Source organism: Aeromicrobium sp. CnD17-E (genome assembly GCF_024124745.1).
Lineage (GTDB): Bacteria > Actinomycetota > Actinomycetes > Propionibacteriales > Nocardioidaceae > Aeromicrobium.
The window spans coordinates 1-25,005 of record NZ_JAMXRU010000030.1 but is presented as its reverse complement, the minus strand read 5'-3'; the positions used below and the strand labels follow the sequence as shown (position 1 = coordinate 25,005).

At 71.1% G+C, this 25,005-nt stretch carries 25 protein-coding genes and 1 pseudogene; 18 read left to right on the top strand and 8 right to left on the bottom strand.

The window, feature by feature from the left end; genetic code table 11:
- Positions 1–12: 12 nt before the first annotated feature.
- Complete coding sequence (locus tag NH339_RS08100) at positions 13–549, top strand: hypothetical protein (protein ID WP_253024235.1); 537 nt, start codon at positions 13–15, stop codon at positions 547–549.
- Between the two features lie 110 nt (positions 550–659).
- Here the strand turns inward: NH339_RS08100 and NH339_RS08095 are convergent, their stop codons facing one another.
- Positions 660–1,763 carry a hypothetical protein gene (locus NH339_RS08095; RefSeq protein WP_253024232.1) on the bottom strand — a complete coding sequence of 368 codons (1,104 nt, stop codon included), beginning with the start codon at positions 1,761–1,763 and terminating at the stop codon, positions 660–662.
- Positions 1,764–2,095: 332 nt separating this feature from the next.
- Here NH339_RS08095 and NH339_RS08090 point away from each other — a divergent pair, with 332 nt between their 5' ends.
- The 4 genes from NH339_RS08090 to NH339_RS08075 all read left to right on the top strand — a co-directional run bounded on the left by NH339_RS08090 (position 2,096) and on the right by NH339_RS08075 (position 5,013).
- Entirely contained in the window at positions 2,096–2,731 is a 636-nt protein-coding gene (locus tag NH339_RS08090) for a hypothetical protein (RefSeq protein ID WP_253024230.1), read from the top strand.
- A gap of 180 nt (positions 2,732–2,911) precedes the next feature.
- Positions 2,912–3,547 carry a hypothetical protein gene (locus tag NH339_RS08085; RefSeq protein WP_067853491.1) on the top strand — a complete coding sequence of 212 codons (636 nt, stop codon included), beginning with the start codon at positions 2,912–2,914 and terminating at the stop codon, positions 3,545–3,547.
- Between the two features lie 82 nt (positions 3,548–3,629).
- On the top strand, positions 3,630–4,277 hold the full coding sequence (locus NH339_RS08080; protein WP_253024228.1) for a hypothetical protein: 648 nt from the start codon (positions 3,630–3,632) through the stop codon (positions 4,275–4,277).
- Between the two features lie 406 nt (positions 4,278–4,683).
- Complete coding sequence (locus tag NH339_RS08075; protein ID WP_253024226.1) at positions 4,684–5,013, top strand: hypothetical protein; 330 nt, start codon at positions 4,684–4,686, stop codon at positions 5,011–5,013.
- Between the two features lie 170 nt (positions 5,014–5,183).
- Here the strand turns inward: NH339_RS08075 and NH339_RS08070 are convergent, their stop codons facing one another.
- From NH339_RS08070 to NH339_RS08060, 3 genes are all read right to left on the bottom strand, one after another.
- Positions 5,184–6,431: a helix-turn-helix domain-containing protein gene (locus tag NH339_RS08070; protein WP_253024224.1), complete on the bottom strand. Its 1,248-nt coding sequence runs from the start codon at positions 6,429–6,431 to the stop codon at positions 5,184–5,186.
- A gap of 172 nt (positions 6,432–6,603) precedes the next feature.
- Positions 6,604–6,816: a helix-turn-helix domain-containing protein gene (locus NH339_RS08065; protein ID WP_253024222.1), complete on the bottom strand. Its 213-nt coding sequence runs from the start codon at positions 6,814–6,816 to the stop codon at positions 6,604–6,606.
- Positions 6,817–6,887: 71 nt separating this feature from the next.
- Positions 6,888–7,238: a hypothetical protein gene (locus NH339_RS08060; protein WP_253024220.1), complete on the bottom strand. Its 351-nt coding sequence runs from the start codon at positions 7,236–7,238 to the stop codon at positions 6,888–6,890.
- 309 nt (positions 7,239–7,547) lie between these two features.
- Here NH339_RS08060 and NH339_RS08055 point away from each other — a divergent pair.
- From NH339_RS08055 to NH339_RS07995, 13 genes and pseudogenes are all read left to right on the top strand, one after another.
- Positions 7,548–8,144, top strand: a pseudogene (locus NH339_RS08055) (ABC transporter ATP-binding protein); the annotation flags it as partial.
- Positions 8,145–8,558: 414 nt separating this feature from the next.
- On the top strand, positions 8,559–9,308 hold the full coding sequence (locus NH339_RS08050) for an ABC transporter permease (protein ID WP_236749853.1): 750 nt from the start codon (positions 8,559–8,561) through the stop codon (positions 9,306–9,308).
- A gap of 1 nt (position 9,309) precedes the next feature.
- Positions 9,310–10,212, top strand: coding sequence for an ABC transporter permease (locus tag NH339_RS08045; RefSeq protein WP_253024218.1), 903 nt, complete (start codon positions 9,310–9,312; stop codon positions 10,210–10,212).
- On the top strand, positions 10,209–11,510 hold the full coding sequence (locus tag NH339_RS08040; protein WP_253024216.1) for an MCE family protein: 1,302 nt from the start codon (positions 10,209–10,211) through the stop codon (positions 11,508–11,510). Before NH339_RS08045 ends, NH339_RS08040 begins: the two co-directional genes overlap by 4 nt.
- A complete protein-coding gene (locus NH339_RS08035) occupies positions 11,507–12,520 on the top strand; it encodes an MCE family protein (RefSeq protein ID WP_253024214.1) in 1,014 nt (337 codons plus the stop codon). The genes NH339_RS08040 and NH339_RS08035 overlap by 4 nt, the downstream gene beginning before the upstream one ends.
- Positions 12,517–13,554, top strand: coding sequence for an MCE family protein (locus tag NH339_RS08030; RefSeq protein ID WP_253024212.1), 1,038 nt, complete (start codon positions 12,517–12,519; stop codon positions 13,552–13,554). The genes NH339_RS08035 and NH339_RS08030 overlap by 4 nt, the downstream gene beginning before the upstream one ends.
- A complete protein-coding gene (locus NH339_RS08025) occupies positions 13,551–14,552 on the top strand; it encodes an MCE family protein (protein ID WP_253024210.1) in 1,002 nt (333 codons plus the stop codon). Before NH339_RS08030 ends, NH339_RS08025 begins: the two co-directional genes overlap by 4 nt.
- Positions 14,549–15,880 (top strand): MCE family protein, encoded by a 1,332-nt coding sequence (locus tag NH339_RS08020; protein ID WP_253024208.1) that lies wholly within the window; start codon positions 14,549–14,551, stop codon positions 15,878–15,880. The genes NH339_RS08025 and NH339_RS08020 overlap by 4 nt, the downstream gene beginning before the upstream one ends.
- Positions 15,880–17,073, top strand: coding sequence for an MlaD family protein (locus NH339_RS08015; protein ID WP_253024206.1), 1,194 nt, complete (start codon positions 15,880–15,882; stop codon positions 17,071–17,073). Before NH339_RS08020 ends, NH339_RS08015 begins: the two co-directional genes overlap by 1 nt.
- Entirely contained in the window at positions 17,070–17,696 is a 627-nt protein-coding gene (locus NH339_RS08010) for a hypothetical protein (protein ID WP_253024204.1), read from the top strand. Before NH339_RS08015 ends, NH339_RS08010 begins: the two co-directional genes overlap by 4 nt.
- Positions 17,693–18,199, top strand: a complete 507-nt coding sequence (locus tag NH339_RS08005) for a hypothetical protein (RefSeq protein WP_253024202.1) — start codon at positions 17,693–17,695, stop codon at positions 18,197–18,199. The genes NH339_RS08010 and NH339_RS08005 overlap by 4 nt, the downstream gene beginning before the upstream one ends.
- A 481-nt stretch (positions 18,200–18,680) precedes the next feature.
- On the top strand, positions 18,681–19,712 hold the full coding sequence (locus NH339_RS08000) for an SPFH domain-containing protein (protein ID WP_253024200.1): 1,032 nt from the start codon (positions 18,681–18,683) through the stop codon (positions 19,710–19,712).
- Positions 19,709–20,599: a hypothetical protein gene (locus tag NH339_RS07995; RefSeq protein ID WP_253024198.1), complete on the top strand. Its 891-nt coding sequence runs from the start codon at positions 19,709–19,711 to the stop codon at positions 20,597–20,599. The genes NH339_RS08000 and NH339_RS07995 overlap by 4 nt, the downstream gene beginning before the upstream one ends.
- Positions 20,600–20,631: 32 nt before the next feature.
- On the opposite strand, the gene NH339_RS07990 is transcribed toward NH339_RS07995, so the two are convergent.
- From NH339_RS07990 to NH339_RS07975, 4 genes are all read right to left on the bottom strand, one after another.
- Positions 20,632–21,432, bottom strand: a complete 801-nt coding sequence (locus NH339_RS07990; RefSeq protein ID WP_253024196.1) for a hypothetical protein — start codon at positions 21,430–21,432, stop codon at positions 20,632–20,634.
- Positions 21,433–21,529: 97 nt separating this feature from the next.
- On the bottom strand, positions 21,530–23,089 hold the full coding sequence (locus tag NH339_RS07985) for an AMP-binding protein (protein ID WP_253024194.1): 1,560 nt from the start codon (positions 23,087–23,089) through the stop codon (positions 21,530–21,532).
- 180 nt (positions 23,090–23,269) lie between these two features.
- Positions 23,270–23,866, bottom strand: coding sequence for a GNAT family N-acetyltransferase (locus NH339_RS07980; RefSeq protein WP_253024192.1), 597 nt, complete (start codon positions 23,864–23,866; stop codon positions 23,270–23,272).
- Entirely contained in the window at positions 23,867–24,727 is an 861-nt protein-coding gene (locus NH339_RS07975; protein ID WP_253024190.1) for a 3-hydroxybutyryl-CoA dehydrogenase, read from the bottom strand.
- Positions 24,728–25,005: the final 278 nt, after the last annotated feature.

Below are 25,005 nucleotides of genomic sequence, written 5' to 3'. Positions count from 1 at the left end.
CATGAGGTAGCCGTGGGAGGAAGCGACTCAGGGTCCGACCACCCTGTCACCGCGTCGAGCATCGCGTCGCCACAGTGGGTGTACGAGACGCAGAGTGGTTCCTCCCTGAGCACCGGGTGCTCCAGCACCCGGCTCGACCTGACGGTCCGGTCGGGCGCGAGCTCCAGTGCGTTCGCCGTCGTGCCAGGCGGGTCGAGCACCGGGTGCAGCGGCCCGCTGAGCGTCATCAGCCATGTCCACGTCGGCACGTGGCAGCTCGACCTCACGGGGCCCGCGACCGCAGGTGGTGCCGACGTCGTCGACGGCGTGCTGCGGCACGTGCGGATCGACCAGGCGAACGCGGCCTGCAGGTTCTCGGTCGTCGGCGAGGCTCGTGTGCGGTTCCACGAGGCGACACAGCGTCTCGAGGTCGTCGAGACAGGACGTTCTGGGCGCCTGCGTCAGAGCGGTGTCGTCGGATGCCTGGGGCAGATCCGCGAGGGTGGGGCGGTCGACTGGAAGGTCACCTTCGACCTCGCCTCGCCGGACGGTGCCGTCACGGTGAGGTGAAGGCATTGGGCCGGCTCGACCGCGAGCAAGGAGATCGAAGAGGATCTCGTTCGTACCTCGTCGTCAGAACGGGGTCCGCTTCGGGTCAGAGTCTGCGTGCCTGTGCCGATCTATGGTGCTGAGGTAGGCATGGCGAACGGCTCGGGGATGACGACGATCTTCTTGTTCGGCATGCCGAGGTCCCTGACAGGACATGCTTCGTCAGGTTTCGTGACGCCCGGAGGCACTGGGAGGCTTCGGCCTTGCTCGTCCTGGAACGTGCACCCGCCCGCCGCTCCGATACGCACGGAGACCGGATTGCCCGCTCCTGAGATCGCGGACGTGAGAAGAGGAGCTACATCGTCGCCCGTGCTGGTCCGGCATCCTCTGAACGACGCGATGTCCACCGATCCGGAGAGGGTCCCGCCGTAGAGACCGTACTGGTACTCGGTCGGATCGAACTCCGCCTCCAGTTTGGTGAGGCCCTTGCTGGTGTCCCAGTCATCGGGTGTGATGACGGACAGTGGCTTGGACGACACGGTCAGTCGCGAGCGGGTTCCCGTAGAGCATCGATCGATCAAGCGAACGTCCGAACCGTCGACCTTGAGCGATGTGACTGACACGTCGATGTCGTCTTTCAGGGTCGCCGGGTAGAGGGTGTGTTCCGTCGTGTTCCCTGGCCCGATCCGCTTGATCACGTCGTGTGGACGGAAGACAAGAGGGCGCGGCAGACCTTTCGCGTCTCGCTTCTGACGTACTTGGAGCGTGACCTCTGTGGGAATGGAACCGAAGGCCACGGTCCGAACGACGATCTCGGAAGAATCCCCGTAGTTGTCGGGGGAGCCGTCCGGCGACACGAAGAAGGCCTGGACCTTGTACCAGTACTCGTTCTGGATCCCTTCGTCCGGTCGGGGTTCCGAGGAGAGGTCGATACTGGTCGCCATCATCGAGATGGGGATCCTCGCCCACTGCTTGGCCGGCACAGACCCAGCCAGTCCTACTTGGGGAAAGTTCAACCACGTGTAGTCGTTCACGAAGTTTGGTCCGGTGAAGTCGCAGCCGAGACTTGGCGTATTCGTTCCTTCCCCCTTGATGTCTGTCGCGCAGGGAAGGAAAGGAAGCCCCGGGAACCTCCCCTTCCCGTCGCTGTCGTCCGACCACGCCGACGCGGACATCGCGAAACCGAGAATGACCGTGCACGCGGTGAGGATCGCGACTCGTCGCCAGGGGCCCATGAGCCAACCGTGAGGCCCGCAGCGTTCGAGCGTCAAGGATCCCGTCGGCGACCTTCAGATCTCCCGAAACCGTTGTTACGTGCGTGACAAGTTTCCGTGATGCGAGGACCACCAGGATCGACCGCGCAAAGCTTTCGCGTCCGGATCGTGCCGATCGACGCGCGACGCCCCGCGCTCGCGGACGTCGCGCAGTGCGTTGTCACCTGCATGACAGTTTTTCGCGGTGTTGCGTGCCGCCGAGCTCAGAAGGCTTGCCAAATGTTGGTGGCGCCGTGCGTACTGACGTCGTGACCGCGGTCACATGACCTCATCGGCAGATCGGAAGGAACACCATGAAGATCAAGCACGCAGCCATCGGTACCGCCGCCCTCGCTCTCGCAGGAGTCGCGGCGGCGGGTCCGGCGCTCGCCACCGGCAGCTCCTACACCGTCGCGGTCGGCGGCAGCTCCGCTGCCGGGACCCACAACATCACCGCTGCGTCGACGGGATCGCTCAGCTTCGCGGTCCCCACCCTCAGCATGAGCTGCACCAGCGCGGCCGTTCCGTCGTCGCCGGCCTCGACGGTGGCCTCGGGCACCGGCGTGGTCGACATCGCCGCGATCAACAAGATCAACTTCAACGGCTGCACCGGTCCTGGCGGAAGCCTCACGGTCACCACCAGCGGCTCGTGGAAGCTGCACGGCACGAGCGCCGCCACCAGCGGCTCGTCCGACGTCGTGAGCGGCCACGTGGAGAACATCACCGCTGTCGTCTCGAACGCCGTCTGCCGCTTCACCGTCACCGGCTCCGCCAACGGCAGCTTCAACGAGGCCAACCAGCAGCTCAACGTCAACGAGACCGGCTTCACGGGCAACCTGAAGGTCTCGAACGTGACCGGCTGCCTCGGCCAGGTGCAGAACGGTCAGTCCGCGAACTTCACCGGCAACTTCCAGGTGACGTCGCCCGACGGCGCCATCAACGTCAGCTGAACCTGACGGACCCGCCAGGGACGCGGGTGGGGTCGAGCGAACCTCGGCCCCGCCCGCATCCCCACCGGGCGTGGAGCACGTGCTCGACGCCCCCTCCAGCACCTCCGAGAACTCACGGCTCGATCTCCGCGTCGCGGTCCGCGCAGCGGCCCAGGGGCGCCCACCTCCCAAGGAGCACACATGACCACCACCCCCACCGCCCGTTGGCGCAAGCGCGCTGCCGTGGCAGCCACCGGCGCAGCCGTCGCGCTCGTCCCGCTGGCGGCGCACGCCGCCACGATCGTCACCATCAACTACGACGCCCAGGGCACGTCGCACATCGCGAAGACCAACTCCGACGTCGCGCTCGGCCCCACCACGCTGCGCACCGACCTCGACATCGACACCGGTGACTTCACCGGCTCGCTGCCCCTGCCCGGCACCTCGACCGAGTTCAAGATCGCCGGGTTCCTTCCCGTCAAGGCGAACGTCGACTTCGTCGAGGCGGCGCCGCTGACGGGCAACATCAACCTGACGCAGACGCAGGCGCAGGTCAGCTCCACCGCGACCTACTACGTGAAGCTGTCGAACATCAAGGTCGCCGGCTTCCCGACGTTCGCCGGTTCGAAGTGCCAGACCAAGGTGCCCGTCACCATCCCCGTCGGCACGCGCCCGGACGAGGGCTTCGACCTCATCAACGGCGGCGAGCTCGTCGGCACCTACACGATCGGCAAGTTCGAGAACTGCGGCATCAACACCCCGCTGATCAACAGCCTGGTGCCCGGCTCGGGCAACACCGTCGACATCACGGTGACGAACGGCGTCATCGCGGAGTAGTCCCGTTCCGTCCAGGTCGGCCCCGCGTCACGTCCGACGCGGGGCCGACCTGCACCGGAACTGCTCGAGAAGGAGAGTCCTCATGGCCGTCCCACGCATCGCACGTCGCACCATCCTGGCTCTTGCCGCCGCCCTCGCCCTCTCCGTCGGGTTCGGCCCGGCAACTGCGGCGGGGAACAGCGTCACCGTCGCTGTCGGCGGGTCCAGCGCCGAGGGGTCGCACGCGGTCACCGCTGCGTCGACCCGCGTCGAGATGGCGACGCAGACCTTCAGGTGGACATGCCAGAAAGCACAAGTTCCCGCGAGTCCGGTGTCCGAGATCAGCTCCGGCACCTCCGTCTTGGACGTGCTCACCGTGCGTGCCATGGCGTTCGTGGGGTGTTCGTGGCCGGGCGGCACGATGCCGACTGCACTGATCTCTCCCGCGACCTTCCGGGTCACGGGGCCGGCTACGTCGGGGAGCAGCGACGTCGTTCACGGCCGTCTCGAGGGTTTTGCGATCAAGGGCAGCTATTCCATCTGTGACTTCACGGCCACCGGTTCTGTGAGAGCGTCGCTCAACGAGGGCACACAACAGCTGACGATCGACGAGTCCGACTTCGCGGGGAACCTGGTGATCTCCCAGGTCCGGGGCTGTTTGCAACTGGTGCAGGTAGGCCAGGCGATGAACCTCAGCATGACCCTGCAGCTCACCTCGCCCGACGGGGCCGTCAACATCAGCGGGTCGTGAGGTCGGTCGGCCGGCTCCTGATGCCTGATGTTCCGCTGATGGCCGCGAAGTGACACCGACCATCCCTTTCAGTCCAGGAGGATTCATGACGATCACGCGTATCTCGCGACGAGCCCTCGGTGCCGCCGCCGCAGCTCTCGCCCTCGCCGCCGGAGTGGGCCCGGCAGTCGCGACCGGTAACGCCTACCGCGTCGCCGTCGGTGGGAACTCAGCGACAGCTGCTCACCCCATCACCGCCACGACGACGATGTCCGTCGGCTGGGCGTCCCCCACACTCACCTGGGGCTGCACCTCGGCGACCGTACGGGCCCCGGCTCTGGCCACGGCGCAGGCCGGGTACCCGGTCACGGACATCCTGCGGTTCCCCACGTTCGACTTCCGGGGCTGCACGTTTCCTGGGGGAGCCATGGCCACCACGACGGCCGGCGAGTGGCAGTTCCATGCCGACGGACCTGCGACGTCCGGAGCGGCGGACGTGGTGGAGGGCCACCTGGACCACCTCAGTCTCACCTGGAGGAACGCCGTCTGCTCGATCACGGTGAGCGGTCGCGCCGCCGCCTCCTTCAACGAGGCCACGAAGCAGCTGGTCATCGATGAGAGGGGCTTCACCGGTGATCTCACGACGTCCGGTGTCGTCGGCTGCCTGGGGCAAGTGCGGAACGGTCAGCCCATCAATCTCTCGATGAGGCTCCAGCTCACCTCGCCGGACGGCGACATCAACATCAGCGGGTCGTGAGACTCGACTCGAGGCTGAGGCGAGCAGGCGGCCGACGCTAGGGGACGGCTCGTGGACGAAGCCTTTCCAGGCTGCTACGCATCGGTATCCTGAAGGTGGCGCGGGCTCGGGAACGCCTTCCGATCTGCCGAGACGACAGCCTCCTGGGCCCGCGCCACCTTCCCCGCCGGTCAGACCGCGCGGCGCCACCGCAGCATGCTCGACTCCAGTGCGTTGAGGAGCGTCGCCGTCTGGGTGGGGTCCTCCAGGCGCGAGCCGAAGAGGTCGCGCAGGCGACGCAGGCGGTGACGCACCGTCTGGTCGTGCACGCCCAGCTCGGACGCCAGGGCCGGAGCACTGTGGTGCGTCTGCAGCCACAGCAGGAGCGTCTCGGCGAGCGCCATGCGCCGCTTCGGGGTCTGGGCGAGCAGCGGCGCGAGCTCGCGCTCGTCGAGCAGGCGCCGCAGGGCGGGGTCGGCGTGCGTGCACAGCAGGTCCTGGTGCTGCTCCACCTCCACCAGACCGTCGGCGGCGGTCGAGATCACACCCTCCTGCAGCAGCGACAGACCGCGCGACGCCCAGCGGCACGCCAGGTGGGTCTGGGCCGGGGGCACGCTCCACGCGAGCGACACGGCCTCGCCGGTGCGGTCCGCGACGTCGCGGGCCAGCGCGCGGGTGACGTCCGGCGCGGCGACGACGATGAGTCGGCCGTGCTGGACGCCGGAGAGCGCCCCGGTGCAGGTGCTGGCCAGGCGCGTCGTCTCCTCGGTGTCGCGGGTGACCGCGACGACGACCTCGTCGGGGAGCGTCCAGGAACATCGCTCTGCCAGCATCGCCAGCTCCGACGGGCAGGTGCCGCGCAGCAGCCCGACGAGCATGGCCGCGCGGCCCTCGTCGTGGTCGCGGCGAGCGCGGGCGCTGGCCCGGGCGAACCCGCGCACGGCGTGCTCGAAGAGCCGCTTCTGGTAGGCGAGCAGACCCGCGCCGAGGGCGCTGACGACCTCGGCCGACTGGCCCAGCTCGCTCGCCGCGAGCTGCAGGTCGGTCCACGACTCCTGCGTCGCGATCTGGTGTGCCGCGCGCATCGCGTCGAGGTTCAGCCCCGCCGTCGACTGGTAGCTGCCGACCCACTGGTAGAAGGTGAACACCTCCGTGCCCTGGGTCGGGGCTCCCGCGATCGTGTCGACGAACAGCTCGACGGCGCGACGGATCGCCTCGTCGATGCCGAGGTGGATCTTCGGGTCGCCCTGCGCGGCGAAGCCGGCCACCTCGGCGCGGATGCGCTCGACGATGCGCCGGGTCAGCTCCACCGAGCGCGGCCGGTAGGCGGCGACGACGTCGGCCGGCAGCAGCGGCAGCCCGAGCGCCTCGCGCAGGCTGGTGCGGTTGGACGTACGGGTGGCTTCCCTGTCGGAGCCGTGGTGGGTCAATGCGGTCATGTGTCTCCCCCTCGCTCGTGTCCGGGCGCAGTGCGGGGGCGCTCGGACGTTCCCTCGAGCGTCAGTCAACGGACCGTGCCGGGACGAGTCCAGGGTCGAGGAGGGGGAGGGGACGAATCGATCAGGAAGTTGTGACGCGGGTTACAACTTCCTGAGAGGCCGACGGGAGGTGTCAGGGTCGGAGCAGGTCGAGCGGGTCGACGCCGAGCCGCTCGGCCAGCTGCTCGAGGCTGGCGAGCGTCAGGTTGCGCTCGCCGCGCTCGACCGATCCGAGGTACGTGCGGTGGTAGCCGAGCTGGTCGGCCAGCTTCTCCTGGCTGAGGCCCAGCCGCTGGCGGTGCGCGCGCAGGCGCTGCCCGACGACGTGCTGCAGTGACTCGCTCACGCAGGCAGCGTGTCCTAGTGCGACTCATCGGTCGACAGACGGATGAGTAGCGCAGTCCGTCCGGTCGCGGCTCAGCCGCGCTCCCGCGGGAGCGACTCTGAGCGGGTCGCTGCGAGGAGGGCGGCGGCCAGGCGGCGGGCGCCGGCAGGGTCGAGGACGAGGTGCGCGGTGCCGGACTCCTCGAGGACGACCCAGTCCTCCGGGTCGTGGCAGCGACGCGTGCGGACCACGGAGACCTCGGCTGGCGCGGGGCGCGACGCGGGGTCGTCGGCGCCGCGACGGAGGAGCACGACGGGGACGTGGACCGGCGCACTGTCGTGGTGCCGGTCGTCGGGGTGGTCGTCGTCGGCGTGCACGACCGCGCACCAGGAGGGGCATGGCTCGTGGAGCCAGTGGGGGTGCTCGGGCCGGTCGCCGTGCATGCCGCTCCCTTCGTCGGTCGCGCGGTGGGGACACGAGGAACGCTAGGCGTCGCTGCGGACACCGGACCCGGGTCCGCGACGTGACCATCCTGCGACTCATGGGTAGCGGAACCCGCGCGGTCGACGACCGGGGAGGCGGGGGCGATCGAAAGTTGTCATGCACCTGACAAGCAAAGGTTACGAAAAGGTGAAGTTTGCTCCGGGCGGGGTGCGGCCCTGGCGGGGTGGCGCACGACACACCTACGGTCGCCACGGTTGGACGCATCGTGCACGCGTCCCGCGGACGGTCGACGGAGGGACGAGGACACCATGGGCGGAAGCGTCGAGGTACGGGGGCTGACCAAGACCTTCGGCCGCCAGAACATCTGGCACGACGTCACCCTCACGCTGCCGCCGGGGGAGATCACCGCGCTGCTGGGCCCGTCGGGCACGGGCAAGTCGGTCTTCCTCAAGTCGCTCATGGGCATCGTCGACCCCGAGCGGGGCGAGGTGCTCATCGACGGGGTCGACATGGTCTCGGTGAAGGAGGCCCACCGCCTCGAGCTGCGCAAGAAGTTCGGCGTGCTCTTCCAGGACGGCGCCCTGTTCGGCTCGATGAACGTCTACGACAACGTCGCCTTCCCGCTGCGCGAGCACACGCGGATGAGCGAGGACGAGATCCGCCAGGTCGTGCTCGACCGGCTCGACATGGTCGGCCTGCTCGGCACGGAGCACAAGGTGCCCGGCGAGATCTCCGGCGGCATGAAGAAGCGCGCCGGTCTCGCCCGCGCGCTCGTCACCGACCCCGAGATCATCCTCATCGACGAGCCTGACTCCGGCCTCGACCCCGTCCGCACCTCCAACCTCGCGCAGCTGCTCGTCGACGTGAACACCGCGACGGACGCGACGATGCTCGTCGTCACCCACAACATCGAGCTCGCCCGCACGCTGCCCGACAACCTGGGCATGCTCTACCGTCGCGAGCTCGTGATGTTCGGGCCCCGCGAGGAGTTCCTCCTCACCGACCACCCCGTCGTCAGCCAGTTCATGAGCGGCGACCCCGAGGGCCCGATCGGCATGAGCGAGGAGAACGACCACCGCACCATCGACCTCTTCGACGAGCCCGTCGACTACGGGCCGGGCGGGCCGATCCGCGGCGGCGGCGCCCGGGCCATCGAGGTGCTGCCGCGTCAGCTCGAGCCGCGCTCCGGCGTGGCACGACCCAGCTCGGTCCGGCACCGCGAGCGGGTCAGCGCCGGCAACGCGCCCCTCTACGTCGCCGACGACGACGACACCCACCGAGCGGAGGCGAACCCGACGTCGGGGGCGGTCACCCGCTCCCTGACCGCGACGGGCGACGTCTTCGCCCTCGCGCTCGACGCCACCCGCGCGACCTTCCGCCGGCCGTTCGCGGCGCGCGAGACGCTCGAGCAGTTCTGGTTCGTCGTGAGCGTCTCCTGGATCCCCGCGATCCTCGTGGCCATCCCGTTCGGTGCCGTCATCGCGCTCCAGCTCGGCACCCTGACCGTCCAGGTCGGCGCCCAGTCCTTCACCGGCGCGGCCAGCGTGCTCGCCGTCGTCCAGCAGGCGGCACCCATCGTCACCAGCCTGGTGATCGCCGGAGCCGGCGGCGCGGCGATCTGCGCCGACCTCGGCTCGCGGCGCATCCGCGACGAGATCGACGCCATGCGGGTCATCGGCGTCGACCCCGTGCAGCGGCTCGTCGTGCCGCGGGTGCTCGCGTGCATCGGCGCCGCCGTCCTGCTGAACGGTCTGGTGTCCGTCGTCGGCGTGGTCGGCGGCTACGTCTTCAACGTCATGGTCCAGGGCGGCACGCCCGGTGCCTACCTGGCCAGCTTCACCGCCCTCGCGCAGATCTCCGACCTGTGGGTCGGTGAGCTCAAGGCCGTGATCTTCGGCTTCATCGCCGGCATCGTCGCCTGCCACCGCGGCCTCAACACCGCTCCCGGGCCGAAGGGCGTCGGCGACGCGGTGAACCAGTCGGTCGTCATCACGTTCCTGCTGCTGTTCTTCGTGAACTTCGTCGTCACGACGCTGTACCTGCAGCTCGTCCCGGGCAAGGGAGCCTGACATGACGCTCACGCCCGCCCAGGGTCCCGGTGCCCGCGCGCCGCGTCCCGAGCCGACCCTCGCCGAGCTCGGCGTCGACGACCGGCCGCCGCGCTGGTGGGACCGTCCGCTCGACGCGGTCGCGTCGGCCGGTGCCGAGCTGCGCTTCTACGGTCGCGTGCTCGCCTGGATCCCGGCCACGGTCAAGCGCTACCCGCGCGACGTGCTGCGTCTGCTCTCGGAGGTCAGCTTCGGCTCCGGCGCCCTCGCCGTCATCGGCGGCACCATCGGCGTGATGCTGGGCATGACGCTGTTCGTGGGCAGCGTCGTCGGCATGCAGGGCTACGCCGCGCTCGACCAGATCGGGACGTCGGCGCTCAACGGCTTCATCTCGGCCTACTTCAACACCCGCGAGATCGCCCCGCTCGTCGCGGCGCTCGCGCTGTCGGCCACGGTCGGCTCGGGGTTCACCGCCCAGCTCGGCGCCATGCGCATCAACGAGGAGGTCGACGCGCTCACCGTCATGGCGGTGCCCAGCGTGCCCTACCTCGTCACCACCCGCGTGGTCGCCGGATTCATCGCGATCATCCCGCTGTACGTCATCGGCCTGCTCACCTCCTACTTCGGTGCGCGCATGGTCACGGTGTACCTGCACGGGCAGTCGGCCGGCACCTACGACCACTACTTCTCGCTGTTCCTGCCGCCGATCGACATCCTGCTGTCGTTCGCGAAGGTGCTCGTGTTCGCGGTGCTGATCATCCTGATCCACTGCCGGCTCGGGTTCACCGCGCACGGTGGCCCCGCCGGCGTCGGCATCGCCGTGGGCACGGCGGTGCGTCGCAGCATCGTCACGGTGGCCGTGCTCGACCTGGTCCTCTCCATGGCGCTCTGGGGCACCACCACGACCGTCAGGATCGCCGGATGAGCGCGCGCCGTCGCGAGGCGCCGCGCTGGGTCGACGTGCTGCTCGGGCTCACGTACGGGCTGGTCGTCGTCGCGCTGGTCGGCGGTGCGGTGCTCGCCTACAACCGCGCGTTCGTGCCGCGCTCCGACGTCGAGCTGCGGACCGACTCGGTCGGCAACGCCCTGCAGAAGGGGTCGGACGTGAAGCTGCACGGCGTGCCGGTCGGCGAGGTCGCCAAGATCAGCACCGCTCCCGACGGTGCCGTGCTCACGCTCGCCCTCAAGCCCGACGTGCTGAAGCGGCTCTCGCCCGACACCACGGCCCGGTTGCTGCCCAAGACGCTCTTCGGCGAGCGGTACGTCGACCTGCAGTCGACGTCGGCGTCGGCCGGCGACCACCTCGAGGCCGGTGCCACGATCCACCAGGACGCCTCGACCGACGCGGTCGAGCTGCAGAAGGTGCTCGACGAGCTGCTGCCGCTGCTGAAGTCCATCCAGCCCGAGAAGCTGCAGGCCACGCTCAGCGAGCTGGCCACGATGCTGCGTGGCCGCGGCGGCGAGCTCGGCGACACCCTGCAGGCGTGGGGCGAGTACGTGCAGCGGCTGCAGCCGAGCGTCCCCCTGCTCACCGAGGACCTCGGCCGCCTCGCCACCGTCGCCGACACCTACGCCGACGCCGCGCCCGACCTGCTGACCGCGCTCGACGACCTCACCACCACGTCCAGCACCCTCGTCGACAAGGGCTCGGCGCTCACCGAGGTGTACCAGCGGGTCATCGCGTCGGCCGACGAGAGCCGCGGCTGGGTGGCGTCCAACGCCAACACGATCGAGATCCTCTCCGGAGAGAGCCGCAAGGCGCTCGAGGCCGCCGCGCCCTACGCCCGCACCTTCCCGTGCCTGCTGCGCTCGGCGCGCCAGTTCATCCCCCGCATGGACAAGGCGCTCGGCAAGGGCACGAGCAAGCCCGGCCTGAAGGTCGTGCTGAACGTCAGCCCGCCGCGCAGCGGCTACCAGCCGGGCCGCGACACGCCCCGCTTCGGTGGCGGCGGCACCCCGTCGTGCCCCTACGTGCCCACCGGTGCCGGGTCCCGCTCGGCAGGGTCGTCGGCCCAGCCCGCCGCGATCGCGCCGCCGGCCTACGACACCCGCGCTTCCGCGGTCGCGTCGCCGGGCCTGGACGACGCGAACTCCCCGGCCGAGAACCAGCTCATCGCCGAGCTCATGGGACCCAGCCAGGGCATCAGCCCCGACGACTACCCGCGCTGGGCGAGCCTGCTCGTCGGTCCGACGCTGCGCGGCACGGAGGTGGAGCTGCGATGAGGGCGACGATCGTCAAGAGCGTGGTGTTCACCGTCGTCACGGTGCTCGCCACCGTCATGCTCGCGGGCACCATCCGCAACTCCACGCCCGGCTCCACGAGCCGCTACACGGCGCTGTTCTCCGACGCCACCAGCCTGAACCGCGGCGACGACATCCGTATGGCCGGCGTCAAGGTCGGCACCGTCACCGACGTGCGCGTGCACGACAACCGGGTCGCCGGCGTCGAGTTCACCGTGCAGGACGCGGTGCGGCTGCCACGCGGCACGATCGCGCAGCTGCGGTTCCGCAACCTCGTCGGCCAGCGCTACATCTCCCTCGAGCCGCCGGAGACCAGCACGGGCGGCTCGCTGCCCGCCGGTCACACCTTCGGGCTGCGCGAGACCCGCCCCGCGCTCGACCTGACCATGCTGTTCAACGGGTTCCAGCCGCTCATGCAGTTCCTCGACCCGAAGGACGTCAACGCGCTGAGCGGTCAGATCATCGCCGTCTTCCAGGGGGAGGGCGCCACCGTCGAGGGTCTGCTGTCGAGCACCGCGAGCCTCACGTCGACGCTCGCGCAGAAGGACCGGGTCATCGGCGAGCTGATCGACAACCTCACCCAGGTGCTCGACACCGTGAACGGCCGCACCGACGAGCTCGACCGCACGATCGTCACCCTCCAGCAGCTCGTCTCGGGGCTGGCCGAGGACCGCAAGACGATCGGCGACACCCTCGACGGCATGGGCCGGCTCACGACCAGCGTCTCGAACCTGCTGGAGGAGGGCCGCCAGCCTCTCAAGGCGTCGATCGGGTCCCTCGGTGACCTGTCGGCGCAGCTGGCCGACGCGGAGGACACGCTGAACACGTTCTTCGCGCGGCTGCCCGTCAAGCTCGACCGGATCGGCCGCACCGCGTCGTACGGGTCCTGGATCAACTTCTACGAGTGCGAGATCACCGGCGTCATCCCGCGGCCCGAGGGCTACTTCGGCGACCTCGGCGCCAAGCCGGTCGCGAAGAGGTGCACCGCATGAGCCCGTCCCGCAAGGCCCGCTCCTTCCCGACCGCGTTCGGGGAGCGCAACCGCGTGTGGATCGCGGTCGTCGGGCTCACCGTCATGGCCGTCGTGTTCCTCCTGGCGTTCAACGCGCAGGCGCTCCCCGTCGTCGGCGGTGGCGCCACCCACCAGGCGCGCTTCGCGGAGGCGGGCGGCCTCAAGCCCGGCAACGAGGTGCGCGTGGCCGGCGTCAAGGTCGGCGAGGTCACCGACCTCGACCTCGACGGCGCGTCGGTGCTCGTCACCTTCCGCGCCAAGGGGGTGCGGATCGGCCCGCAGTCGCGCGCCGCGATCAAGGTCAAGACGACGCTGGGCCAGAAGTTCCTGGCGGTCGACCCGCTCGGTGCGGGGGAGCTCGACGGGCCCATCCCGCTGCAGCGCACGAGCACCCCCTACGACGTCAACGCCGCGTTCTCCGACCTGTCCGACACGATCGGCGCCATCGACACCGACCAGCTCGAGACCAGCCTCGACGTCCTGTCCGACGCGTTCCAGGACACGCCGAAGGCCGTCCGCGAGTCGGTCTCGGGCCTCACCGATCTCTCGCGCGTCATCGCCAAGCGCGACGACGAGCTCGCCCGGCTGCTGAAGTCGACCCGTGAGGTCAGCGGCACCCTCAAGGACCGCAACGCCGAGTTCGCGAAGCTGCTGCAGGACGGCAGCGCGCTCCTCGACGAGCTCGCCGCCCGCCGCCAGACCGTCCAGGCCCTGCTCGACGGCACCAAACGCCTCGGCACCCAGCTCGTCGGTCTGGTCCGCGACAACGAGGCCCAGCTGCGTCCCGCCCTGGCCAAGCTCGACCAGGTCGCGCGGATCCTGCAGGCCAACCAGGGGCAGCTGGAGGCGTCGCTGCGACGTCTGGCCCCGTACTACCGCACCCTCGCGTCAGCCACGGGCAACGGTCCGTGGATCGACTCCTACATCTGCGGCCTGTTCGACTCCTCCGGCAGCCCCGAGCTGCGCAACGACGTCGTCCGGGACTGCAAGCCGAAGAAGGGAGGCGGCCAGTGAGACGCCGCAGCCTCGTGCTCGCCGTCGTCGTGGCGCTCGCCGTCGTGGCCACCGTCGGCTGGCGGGCCACCGCCGACCGCGACCGCACCACCGTGAAGGCCGTCTTCGAGTCCAGCGTCGGGCTGTACGTCGGCTCCGACGTGCAGATGCTGGGCGTCCCGGTCGGCAAGGTCACGGGGGTCGACCCCGGTCCCGCGGGCGTCACCGTGACGATGCGTCTCGACCACGGTGAGGCGGCCGCCGACGACACCGCCGCGGTCATCGTCGCGCCCACGCTGGTGTCCGACCGGTTCGTGCAGCTGACGAAGCCGTGGGTGTCGGGCCCCGAGCTGCCCGACGGCGCCGTGCTGCCGATCGACCGCACCGCCGTGCCGGTCGAGATCGACGACCTCTACGCCAGCCTCACCGACGTCAGCGAGAAGCTCGGCCCCGACGGCGCGAACCGCGACGGCGCGCTGTCGCGCTTCCTCGACGTCGCCGACCGCAACCTGCGCGGCCAGGGCACCAAGATCAACCAGCTGATCAGCGACTTCGGCGACGCGTCGGGAACGCTGGCCGACTCCAGCGACGACCTCTTCGCGACGATCGGGAACGTCAAGGAGTTCAACGACATGCTGGTGGAGAACGACACGTCGGTCGCCAACGTCAACCGCCAGTTCGCCGAGGTCAACGACTACCTCGCCGACAGCAGCGGCGACCTCGCCGCCGCGATCGACAACCTGGGCCAGGCGCTCGCGATCGTCGACGACTTCATCCGCGACAACCGCGGCGCGCTGCGCACCAGCGTCGAGAACCTGCAGGGCCCGACCCGGGTGCTCGTCAACCAGCGCCAGGCGCTGGAGGAGACGGTGCGGCTCGTGCCGCTGGTCCTGCAGAACTTCCTGCGGGCCTACGACCCCCAGCGCAAGGCCCTCACGGGTCGAGGCAACCTCAACGAGGCGTCGATCTGGGCGCCGGGCGGCGACGCGCCCACCCTCCTGCCGGGGACGAACCGATGAGCCGCCTCACCCGTCGGCTCGCCGTCGCCGTCGCCGCAGCGGGGCTCGCCACGCTGTCCGGCTGCGGGATGCTCAGCGGCGGTGTCTACGACACGCCGCTGCCCGGCGGCGCCGACGTCGGCTCGCGTCCGATGCACATCACCGCCGACTTCGACGACGTCCTCGACCTCGTGCCGCAGTCGAGCGTCAAGGTCGACGATGTCGCCGTGGGACGGGTCGACCGCATCCGGCTCAACCCCGACGGCCGCAGTGCGCGGGTGACCCTGCTGGTCAACCGCGACGCCCAGCTGCCGGCCGGCACCGTCGCCCGGCTCGAGCAGACGTCGCTGCTGGGCGAGAAGTACGTCGCCCTCGTGCGACCCTCGACACCGCAGGCCGGCCGACCCGTCGGCGACGGCACGCGGCTCGGTCTCGCCGACACGTCGCAGGCGGCGGAGGTCGAGCAGGTGCTGGGCTCGCTGTCGATGGTCCTGAACGGCGGCGGCATCGGCCAGTTCCAGGAGATCTCCCGCGAGCTGCAGCAGGTCTCGACCGGCCGGCCCGAGGAGATCAAGGCGTTCCTGCAGCAGATGGACCAGTTCGTCACGACGCTCGACGACCGCAAGGAGTCGATCACCGCGGCGCTCGACGGGCTCAACCGGCTGTCGAAGAACCTGCAGGCCGACCAGGACAAGATCGCGAACGCCCTCGACGGGCTGTCGCCCGGCATGCAGGTGCTCGTCGACCAGCGCAAGGAGCTGGTGGCCATGCTGTCGTCGCTGGACCGGCTCTCGACCGTCACCGTCGACGTGCTCGACAAGAGCCAGGACGACATCGTCGCCGACCTCAAGGCGCTCGACCCGATCCTCGACCAGCTCGCCCGCTCCGGTCGCGACCTGCCCGAGTCGCTCGAGATCCTGCTGACCTACCCGTTCCCCGACTCGGTGCTCGGTGCCATCAAGGGCGACTACCTGAACGTGTTCGTCGAGACCAACTTCCGCACGCTCCCGGCCGGCTGCCAGGCCGCCGGCTGCACGTGGCCGCAGGTCGAGGACCCGAACTACCCGAAGGGCGGCTCCGTCAGCGGCCAGGGGAAGGCCCTCGACCCGCAGCAGCTCCTCCAGCGTCAGCGCGACGCCGCCGAGGGTGGCGACGGCGACGGCGCGGAGTCCGACGAGGCGCCGCCGAGCCTGCTGCCCCCGACGTCGTCGCCGGCCCCGGGCTCCCCGAGGCCGTCGATGCCGGTCCCGAGCGCCACCGTGCCCACCCCGGACCGCACGCCCACCCCGTCGCCCTCGGCGACGTCGTCGGCCGAGCCGTCCACCAGCCCGCGAGAGGGTGAGCAGTGATGCTGACCGGACGCATCAAGGCGCAGATCGTGGCGTTCGTGGTCCTCGGGCTGCTCGCCACCTCCTACCTCGGCCTCAAGTACGTGGGGCTCGACCCCTTCTCGACCGGCTACACGGTCACGGCCACCCTGCCCGCCGCAGGCGGAGCGTTCGAGAACGGTCAGGTCACCTACCGCGGCGTGCCCGTCGGTCGGATCGACCGGCTCGAGCCCACCGACGACGGCGTACGGATCACGATGTCCATCGAGGGCGGTGCACCGCGCATCCCCGCGGACGCCAGCCCGAAGGTGGTCAACCGCTCCGCGATCGGTGAGCAGTACGTCGACCTGCAGGGCGGCACGGCCGGTGGCGCGGCCCTGAGGGACGGCGACCGGCTGAGCGCGGGCGCCGAGTCGCAGCCGCCCGACATCGACACCCTGCTCCGCTCGGGGGAGAAGTTCGTCGGGTCCGTGCCGAAGGAGGCGCTCACGTCGGTCATCGACGAGGGCTACGACGCCACCCAGGGGGTCGCGCTCGACTTCGGGTCGCTGCTGGAGAGCTCCCAGCGGTTCCAGAAGGCCGCCGACCGCAACTTCGTCGTCACCCGCGGGCTCATCGAGAACTCCGACCGCGTGCTGCGCACCCAGGAGGCGTCGTCGCAGAGCATCCGCTCCTTCAGCGCCGACCTGTCGACCATCGCCGCGACGCTCGAGTCGTCCGACGGGGACCTGCGCACCCTCATCGACAACACGCCGGCGGCGGCCCGCGAGATCGACACCCTCTTCCAGGAGGTCGGCCGCCCCCTCGGGGTCGTGCTCGCCAACCTGGTCACGCCGGCGCAGGTGTTCGGCATCAACGCGAACGGCGTCCAGGACGCGCTGGTCACCGCCCCCCGGGCGTTCAGCATCGGCTGGACCATCACGGGCTCGCGCGGCATCAACCTCGCCCTCTCGCAGTCCTACTTCTCGCCGCTGCCGTGCACGACGGGCTACGGCGGCACCGCACCGCGGCGCGGCACGGACACCTCGTCGGGCCAGTCGTTCAACCGCGACGCGGGCTGCCGGTCCAGCGCCGGCGCCTCCAACGTCCGAGGTCCGAAGAACGTCCCCAGTCGGCTGGGTCCGGCACCCAGCCGCGACGCCGAGGGCCGGCTCGTCCGCGCCGACGTCCGCATGGCCGACTCGCTGGCCGACCTGATGGGTGGTGCACGATGAGCAGGACGACTGCGCTGGCAGAGCGCGGCAGCACGGGGGGAGACGGTGCCATGGAGGCGGCGACGAGCGACGCCGGGGTGTCCGACGGTGACGGCCCGACGACGTCAGACGGGCAGCGTCGAGGTCGCTGGCTGCTCGGCTGGGTCCTGCTCGCCGTGTCACTAGCGGTCGCGGTCAGCGGCTCGGTCGCCTGGTGGAGCGCCGCGCACAGCGACGACCTGCAGCTCGCCCGCACGCGCGACGCCGTGCTCATCCGCGCCACGAGCGACATCGCCACGCTCAACAGCCTCGACTCCGCCGACGTGAAGGCGGGGCTCGACAGCTGGAAGGCCGTCACGACCGGAACGCTGCACGACCAGTTCTCGGGGCTGGACGAGCAGGACCGTCAGCTCCTCGCCGACCAGGGCAAGGAGTCGCGCGGCAAGGTCGTCGACGCCGCCGTCCTCGACGTCGACGGCGACACCGCCGAGGTGATCGCGTCGGTCGAGACGACGGTGCGCGACGCGAAGGACGCCGACGCGGAGCCCGTCGTGAAGCGCAACCGCTTCACGGCCACCCTGGTCCGCTCGGGTGGGACCTGGAAGGTGAGCGACCTCCAGCAGCTCGCGGTGGAGCTGTCGTGAGGGGCGCGAGGCGGGCGGCCGTCGTCGTCGTGTCGTTGCTGGCCCTCGTCGTCGGTGGCGTCGGCTGGTGGCAGTACGCGGACCTCACGTCGGGGCCGGCGGCCGACAACCGTGCCCTCGTCGACGCGAAGGAGACGTCGCAGGTGCAGTCGCAGGTGGCGGTCGCGCTCGAGCGCGTCCTCACCTACGACTACGCGAACCCGACGCCGACGGAGCAGTCCGCGGACGCCCTGCTCGCCGGCAAGGCGCGTCAGGAGTACGACACCCTCTTCGCGGCGCTGCAGAAGCAGGCGCCCGGCCAGAAGCTGGTGCTCACCGCCAAGGTGAGCACGGCGGGCGTGACCGAGCTGGAGGGCGACCACGCCGAGCTGCTCGTGTACGTGGACCAGTCCAGCCGTCGCGCCGGCGAGGACCAGGCCAACGTCTCCGCCGCCCAGCTGTCGGTCACGGCCAGGAAGTCGTCCGCCGGCACCTGGCAGGTCACCGGCCTGCGCCCCCTCTGACCCCGCTGTCGCTGGTCGGGCGCCTCCACGAGCGCCAGCGAGGGGAGGTGCTGGAGCCGTCGCAGGAGGGGCGTAGCCGCGACGGAGCGAGACCACCCCCAGTGGTCCTGGCGGGTTGGGCCGCGCTGGGCCGTTGCCGGGTGGTCTCGATACGCACCGACAAGCTCGCTGGCGCTCGCTGTCGCTGCTACTCGACCAGCGGAAGGTGTCGCTGGTCGAGTAGCCGACGTCACGTGCTCGCTGGCGCTCGCCGTGCCGGCTACTCGACCAGCGAGAGCCTCCGCTGGTCGAGTGCCTCCACGAGCGCCAGCGAGGGGAGGTGTATCGAGACCACTCCAAGCCGTCGCTGGGACTTGGCCCGCGCTGATCTGTCGCCGGGGGGTCCCTGCTCCTCGACCGGCGGAGTGTTCGCGGGGTGGGCTCGGCGCTGGGGGCGCGGCGGGTGGGGCAGACTGGGCGTGGTCGAGAAGAGGGAGCACCGATGGCCGACATCACCCGACGTCCGTTCCTGAACCACCTGCGGTCGGACCCGACGTCGTTCGTGCTGAAGCTGAAGGACGGTCAGGTCACGAAGTCCGGGGCGGGGGTGTCGTTCTGGTTCCGACCCAGCACCGCCGCCCTGGCCGAGGTGCCGCTGGAGGACCGTGAGCAGGTGCTCCAGTTCACGGCTCGGACGAGCGACTTCCAGGTGGTGTCGGTGCAGGCCACCGTCACCTACCGGGTCGTCGACCCCGCCGTCGCCGCCACCCGCATCGACTTCGGCATCGACCCGCGCACCGGCGACTGGAACGCCCGACCGCTGGAGCGGCTCGGCGGCCTGCTCACCGAGCTCGCGCAGCAGCCGGCGCTCGACCACCTCGCCGGCACGTCGCTCACCGACGCGCTCGCCCACGGCATCGCGCCCGTGCGTCAGCGGGTCGCCGACGAGCTCGCCGGCGACCAGCGCCTCGTCGAGCGGGGGCTGGCCGTCACCGACGTCCGCGTCGTCGCGATCCGCGCGGAGGCCGACCTGGAGCGTGCGCTGCAGACCCCGACCCGCGAGGCCGTGCAGCAGCAGGCCGACCGTGCGACCTTCGAGCGGCGGGCGGTCGCGGTGGAGAAGGAGCGCGCGATCGCCGAGAACGAGCTGACGAACCAGATCGAGCTGGCGCGCCGCGAGGAGGAGCTCGTCACCCAGCGCGGCCAGAACGAGCGGCGTCGCGCGACCGAGCAGGCCGAGGCCGACCGCATCACGGCGGCGGCGCGTGCCGAGCGGGAGGGTCTGCTGGCGCGGGCCGAGGCCGACCGGGCCCGCACCGTCGGCGAGGCGAAGGCTGCTGCCGAGGCGGCGGCGTTCGCGTCGTACGCCGAGATCGACCAGGGTCGGATCCTCGCGATCGCCGCCCGCGAGCTCGCGGCCAACCTGCCGCCCCTCACGCACCTCTCCCTCACGCCCGACCTGCTCGCGCCATTGCTGGAGAAGCTCGGCGACACCGGCGCGGCGGCCGACCAGGAGCCCGGTCCGGCGCGATGACGTTGCGGCCGCGGGCCGTCGTCGTCCACCGACGGTCGGAGTACGAGGAGCTGGTCGCCCGGCACGCCACCCGGGACCAGGCCGCCTTCTTCCTGCGCACCCGCGACCGTGACATCGCCGAGGTCGAGCAGCGTCACGAGGCGCTCGCGCGGGCGCGGGCCGTCGTGTCCGCGGCGATCCCGCTGCACTGGCGGCGGGCGGAGGTGGAGCGCTCCGAGCTCGACCGGTTCGTGTTCGGCCCGGAGGACGTGGTCGTCGCGGTCGGTCAGGACGGGCTCGTCGCCAACGTCGCGAAGTACCTGAGCGGCCAGCCCGTGGTCGGGGTCGACCCGGAGCGGGGCCGCAACCCCGGAGTGCTCGTGCCGCACGCGCCGCAGCAGGTGGTCGACGTGCTGGCCGGCGTCGAGCGGGCCGACCGTCCGGTGCAGGAACGCACGATGGTGCAGGCGCGCACCGACGACGGCCAGGAGCTGTCGGCGCTCAACGAGGTGTTCGTCGGCGACCCCGGTCACCAGTCCGCGCGCTACGTGCTGCACGCGGGTGACCGGGTGGAGCGGCACTCGTCGTCGGGGATCCTCGTCGGCACGGGCACGGGTGCGACGGGCTGGCTGCGCTCGGCGTGGGAGGAGCGGCGCAGCGGTCTGGTCATGCCCGGCCCGACCGACCCGGGCCTGTGCTGGTTCGTCCGCGAGGCGTGGCCGTCGCCGGCCACGGGCACCGAGGTCACGGAGGGTCTCGTGGGTGCCGACGGCTCGCTCGTGGTGACGGTGGAGTCCGACGCGCTCGTCTGCTTCGGCGACGGGATCGAGGCCGACGCGCTGAGCGTGTCGTTCGGGCAGCGGCTGACGGTGGGGCTGGCACCCCGTCGACTGCGGCTGGTCGGCTGACCCGCCGCGCCGCGCGGCGCGGGACGGGGGCGTCAGGAGCCGACGCGCAGCACCGTCAGGGTGGAGCCGTCGGCGGCGGTCGCCGTCCCGGTGCCCAGCGCGGTCCAGCACCGCAGCGAGAGGTTCTGGTCCTGCGCGACGGCCACGACGGCCTGCACGGGGACGACCGACCTGCCCTCGGCGGGGACGGTCACGGTGCTGCTGGCGAGCGGGGTGCTCTCGCCGGCGCGGACGAGGCCGCACGTCACGTCGGTGCCGAACCTCGAGCCGACGGCCGCAGCGCCGGTGACGAGCACGGTGCCCGCCTGGTCCGCGGGCACCGAGTAGCCACGCATCTCCGTGGAGCTGGCCAGGACGACGCTCGTCGAGAGGGTCTGGCCGACGGTCGCGCCGCCGCTGCCGGTGCCGGGCGCCCGCAGCAGCCGTCCGACGACGTCCGACGTCAGGTCCTGCGTGCCGAGGCTGCCGTCGGCGACCTCGCGGGTGCCGATGCTGCCCTTCGCGAGGTCCTGGCTGCCGATGCTGCCGTCGAGGATGACCTGCGTGGTCACGGCGTCGAGGGCGATCTTGGCGCCGGTGACGGACCGGTTGCGCAGGTCCCCCGAGCGCACCGAGCCGTCGACGAGCGCCTGCGTGCCGACCGAGTCGGGGCGCATCTTCGAGGCGCTGACGGCGCGGTCGGCGAGCTGACGGTTGCCGATGCTGCCCGCCTTGACGGCGGCGTAGGAGGTGCCGCCGAGCGACAGGAAGAGCGCGACGGTGGCCACGACGAGGGCGGCCGACGGTCGACGCCGACGCCTCTCGGCGCAGTGGCAGGTGCAGGACGACGACATGACGGACCTCGGGCGTGCGGCGGATGGTGCGGCCAGCCTAGGCGAGGCGGTGGCCCGGGCGTGCGGCTACAGCGAGACCGCCCCGTCGACCGGGACGTCAGTTGACCTGGCGCTCGCGACCGTCCCAGAACTCGGCCCTCAGCTTGAACTTCTGCAGCTTCCCGGTGGCCGTGCGGGCGAGCTCGTCGCGGAACTCGACCCGCTTGGGGCACTTGTAGCCGGCCAGCCGTTCGCGGCAGTGCGCGATGAGCGCCGCCTCGTCGACGCCGGAGTCGGGCTCGACGACGACGAGCGCCGTGACCAGCTCGCCCCAGCGCTCGTCGGGGACGCCGATGACGGCGACCTCCCGCACGGCGGGGTGCGACGCGAGCGCGTCCTCCACCTCGATCGACGACACGTTCTCGCCGCCGGAGATGATCACGTCCTTCTTGCGGTCCGCGATCGTGACGTAGCCGTCCTCGAACGATCCGCCGTCGCCCGTGTGGAACCATCCCCCGGCCAGCGACTCGGCGGTGGCGTCGGGGTTGTCCCAGTAGCCCTCGAGCACGGTGTTGCTGCGGGCCAGCACCTCGCCGGTGTCGTCGACGCGGATCGACGTCGACAGCGCGGGAGCGCCCGCGCGACCGAGCCTGCGGGCCTGCTCGGTCGCGTCGAGGTCGTCCCACTCCTCGCGCATGCGGCTCATGGTCAGCAGCGGCGACGTCTCGGTGAGCCCGTAGATCTGGATGAACTCCCACCCCAGCTCCTCGCGGACCCGCTCGATCGTGCGGGTCGGCGGCGGGGCGCCTGCGACGACGCAGCGGACACGGTCGCGCCCGACCGGACCGTCCCAGTCCTTCAGCGCGTCGAGCACGGCCGACAGCACCGCCGGTGCGCAGCAGAGGAAGGTCACCTGGTGCTCCTCGACGCGGCGCAGGATCTCCGCCCCGTCGACCTGCCGCAGCACGACGTGCTTCCCGCCCATGCCGGTGACGCCGTACACCTGGCCCCATCCGTTGCAGTGGAACATCGGCAGCGTGTGCAGGTACACGTCGCGGTCGCTGACCGACGCCTGCCAGCCGAACACCGTCGCGTTGGTCCAGAGGGCGCGGTGCGTCTGCTCGACGCCCTTGGGTCGGGCGGTCGTGCCCGACGTGTAGTTGATGGTGGCCGTCGCGGTCTCGTCGGGCTCCCACGCTCGCGGCTGCGCGCCGTGGGTCGGACGATCCTGGGAGGTCGGCGACCAGCCCCAGACCTCCTCGTCGTCGACGCCGGCGACGAAGACGTGCTTGGCCGCCGAGCAGGCGTCGCGCAGGTGCTCCAGGCCCGGGTCGAGGACGACGACCTCCGCGCCGCTGTGCTGCACGATGTACTCGACCTCCGCCGGCGCGAGCCGGAAGTTCACCGGCACGAACACGCGGCCCCAGCCAGAGACGCCGAAGAACGACGTGTAGAGCCGCGCGGCGTTCTGCGAGACCATCGCGACCCGGCCGCCGACCGGCACGTCGAGCCGGTCGAGCCGCTCCGCCTGCGCCTGCGCGAGCCGCATCACCTCGGCGTACGTGAGCTCGCCCCACGACGGCGCCGGCTGGTCGGGCTCGTCGACGACGGCCACCCGGTCGGGGTAGACGGTGACGGCGCGGTCGAGGAAGTCGCGGATGCTGAACGGGACGATCACGAGGGCCTCCAGTCGGGTATGACGCGGATCACCCCATCATGCCCCGCCCCCCGTTGCACCGCCGTCGCAGGTGACTCCGACGCCGCGGTTCACCACGGTCCCGTGGTAAACCCCGTCCTCCCGCGGCAAACTTCCCGTGGGAGGACGACCTCTACCACGGGACCGTGGTAAACCGCGTGGTCAGGCGTGCCGGGAGCGCCACTCGTCGGCGAGGATCGCATAGGCGAGGCCGTCGACCCAGCCGAGGTCGCGGTGCAGGGCGTCCTGGCGGGTGTGGGCCTCGCGCCGCATGCCGACGCGCTCCATGAGGCGCCACGACGGCTCGTTGGTGGCGAAGCACTCGGCGACGACGCGACGCACGCCAAGCTCCTCGAAGCTGATCCGCAGCAGTTCCTCGACGGCCTCGGTCATGAGGCCTCGCCCGTGGTGGCTGGGCGCGAGGACCCAGGCCAGCACGGCGACCGTGCCACGCGCCCGCTCGCGGACGTCCTTCTGGCCCCAGGCGTCACCGACGGTGACCATGGTGTCGCCGACGACCTGCCCGTCGACCTCGACGGCGAGCGCGTCGAGGAGGTCGTCGGCGCCGAAGTGCGAGTCGACGAGCTCCTCACGGGTCCGCGCCGGCCGGCCGAGCCACCGGTCGACGTCGGGGTCGCCCCGGTAGGCGAGCACGGCGTCGACGTCGTCGAGCGTGAGCGGCCGCAGCGTGGTCCGGGCCGTGTGGCGCGGCCACGTCAGGTCCGCGAGCCGCGGTCGTCGAGGGTCGAGGTCGGGCACTCAGCGATCGTAGGGGTAGAACCCGTGGCCGGACTTCTTGCCCAGCAGGCCTGCCTCGACCATGCGGTCGAGCACCGGCGGCGGCGAGTAGAGCGGCTCCTTGAACTCCTCGTACATGGAGACGCCGATGGCGCGGACGGTGTCGAGGCCGATGAGGTCGGCCAGGGCGAGCGGGCCCATCGGGTGCCCGCAGCCCAGCACCATGCCGGAGTCGATGTCGGCGGCCGAGGCGTAGCCCGCCTCGTACATGCGGATGGCCGAGAGCAGGTACGGCACGAGCAGGCTGTTGACGACGAACCCGGCGCGGTCGGTGGCCTCGATCGGCTCCTTGCCGAGGGTCTCGGAGACGAACGTCTGCATGCGCTGCAGCGTCTCGGGCGACGTGGTGAGCGACGGGATCAGCTCGACCAGCTTCATGACCGGCGCGGGGTTGAAGAAATGCACACCCATGACCCGGTCGGCTCGCCCCGACACGGCGCCGAGCTTCACGATCGGGATCGAGGACGTGTTCGACGCGAGCACGGCGTCGTCGGACTCCAGGATCGAGCCCAGGGTCCGGAACAGGTCGAGCTTCGTCCGCTCGTCCTCGCTCGCGGCCTCGACGACGAGGTCACGGTCGGCGAGCGCCTCGAGGTCGGCCGTGAACGTGACGCGCTCGAGCGTCGCGGTGACGTCGTCGGCGGTCAGCTTCCCGCGCTGCTCGGCCTTGCGCAGCGAGGCCTCGACCCGCTCGGCGGCGCGCTTCGCGGCGTCGTCGTCGACCTCGACGGTCACGACGGACAGACCGGCCCGCGCTCCGACCTCGGTGATGCCCGACCCCATGAGTCCTCCGCCGACCACGCCCAGACGTGCGATCGTCATGGACCTCTCCCTCCCTGATGCTTGGACGTCCTAGCACTTTCAGCCTACGCCACGCGGGCACGACACCAAGGACACCCTCGGGCCGGGAAGGGCCCGGGCGGGACCGCGCGTGGTGCGCCTCGGACGACGGGTCCGACGTGGTGGGATGGACCCATGCGCGCACGACACCTGGCCTCCGCGGTGCTCCTGCCGGTGCTGTCGCTCGGCGCGACGGGCTGCAGCGGCGGGTCGGACCCGGCCCCCCCGCCCCCGCCGCCGGCCCCGCCCGGGTCCCGGGG

What these genes read in the sequence shown, in the direction of transcription:
- NH339_RS08095 (WP_253024232.1), bottom strand. Translation starts at nt 1,763, where the DNA reads ATGGGCCCCTGGCGACGAGTCGCGATCCTCACCGCGTGCACGGTCATT.
- NH339_RS08090 (WP_253024230.1), top strand. Translation starts at nt 2,096, where the DNA reads ATGAAGATCAAGCACGCAGCCATCGGTACCGCCGCCCTCGCTCTCGCA.
- NH339_RS08085 (WP_067853491.1), top strand. Translation starts at nt 2,912, where the DNA reads ATGACCACCACCCCCACCGCCCGTTGGCGCAAGCGCGCTGCCGTGGCA.
- NH339_RS08080 (WP_253024228.1), top strand. Translation starts at nt 3,630, where the DNA reads ATGGCCGTCCCACGCATCGCACGTCGCACCATCCTGGCTCTTGCCGCC.
- NH339_RS08075 (WP_253024226.1), top strand. Translation starts at nt 4,684, where the DNA reads ATGGCCACCACGACGGCCGGCGAGTGGCAGTTCCATGCCGACGGACCT.
- NH339_RS08070 (WP_253024224.1), bottom strand. Translation starts at nt 6,431, where the DNA reads ATGACCGCATTGACCCACCACGGCTCCGACAGGGAAGCCACCCGTACG.
- NH339_RS08060 (WP_253024220.1), bottom strand. Translation starts at nt 7,238, where the DNA reads ATGCACGGCGACCGGCCCGAGCACCCCCACTGGCTCCACGAGCCATGC.
- NH339_RS08045 (WP_253024218.1), top strand. Translation starts at nt 9,310, where the DNA reads ATGACGCTCACGCCCGCCCAGGGTCCCGGTGCCCGCGCGCCGCGTCCC.
- NH339_RS08040 (WP_253024216.1), top strand. Translation starts at nt 10,209, where the DNA reads ATGAGCGCGCGCCGTCGCGAGGCGCCGCGCTGGGTCGACGTGCTGCTC.
- NH339_RS08035 (WP_253024214.1), top strand. Translation starts at nt 11,507, where the DNA reads ATGAGGGCGACGATCGTCAAGAGCGTGGTGTTCACCGTCGTCACGGTG.
- NH339_RS08030 (WP_253024212.1), top strand. Translation starts at nt 12,517, where the DNA reads ATGAGCCCGTCCCGCAAGGCCCGCTCCTTCCCGACCGCGTTCGGGGAG.
- NH339_RS08020 (WP_253024208.1), top strand. Translation starts at nt 14,549, where the DNA reads ATGAGCCGCCTCACCCGTCGGCTCGCCGTCGCCGTCGCCGCAGCGGGG.
- NH339_RS08015 (WP_253024206.1), top strand. Translation starts at nt 15,880, where the DNA reads ATGCTGACCGGACGCATCAAGGCGCAGATCGTGGCGTTCGTGGTCCTC.
- NH339_RS08010 (WP_253024204.1), top strand. Translation starts at nt 17,070, where the DNA reads ATGAGCAGGACGACTGCGCTGGCAGAGCGCGGCAGCACGGGGGGAGAC.
- NH339_RS08000 (WP_253024200.1), top strand. Translation starts at nt 18,681, where the DNA reads ATGGCCGACATCACCCGACGTCCGTTCCTGAACCACCTGCGGTCGGAC.
- NH339_RS07995 (WP_253024198.1), top strand. Translation starts at nt 19,709, where the DNA reads ATGACGTTGCGGCCGCGGGCCGTCGTCGTCCACCGACGGTCGGAGTAC.
- NH339_RS07990 (WP_253024196.1), bottom strand. Translation starts at nt 21,432, where the DNA reads ATGTCGTCGTCCTGCACCTGCCACTGCGCCGAGAGGCGTCGGCGTCGA.
- NH339_RS07975 (WP_253024190.1), bottom strand. Translation starts at nt 24,727, where the DNA reads ATGACGATCGCACGTCTGGGCGTGGTCGGCGGAGGACTCATGGGGTCG.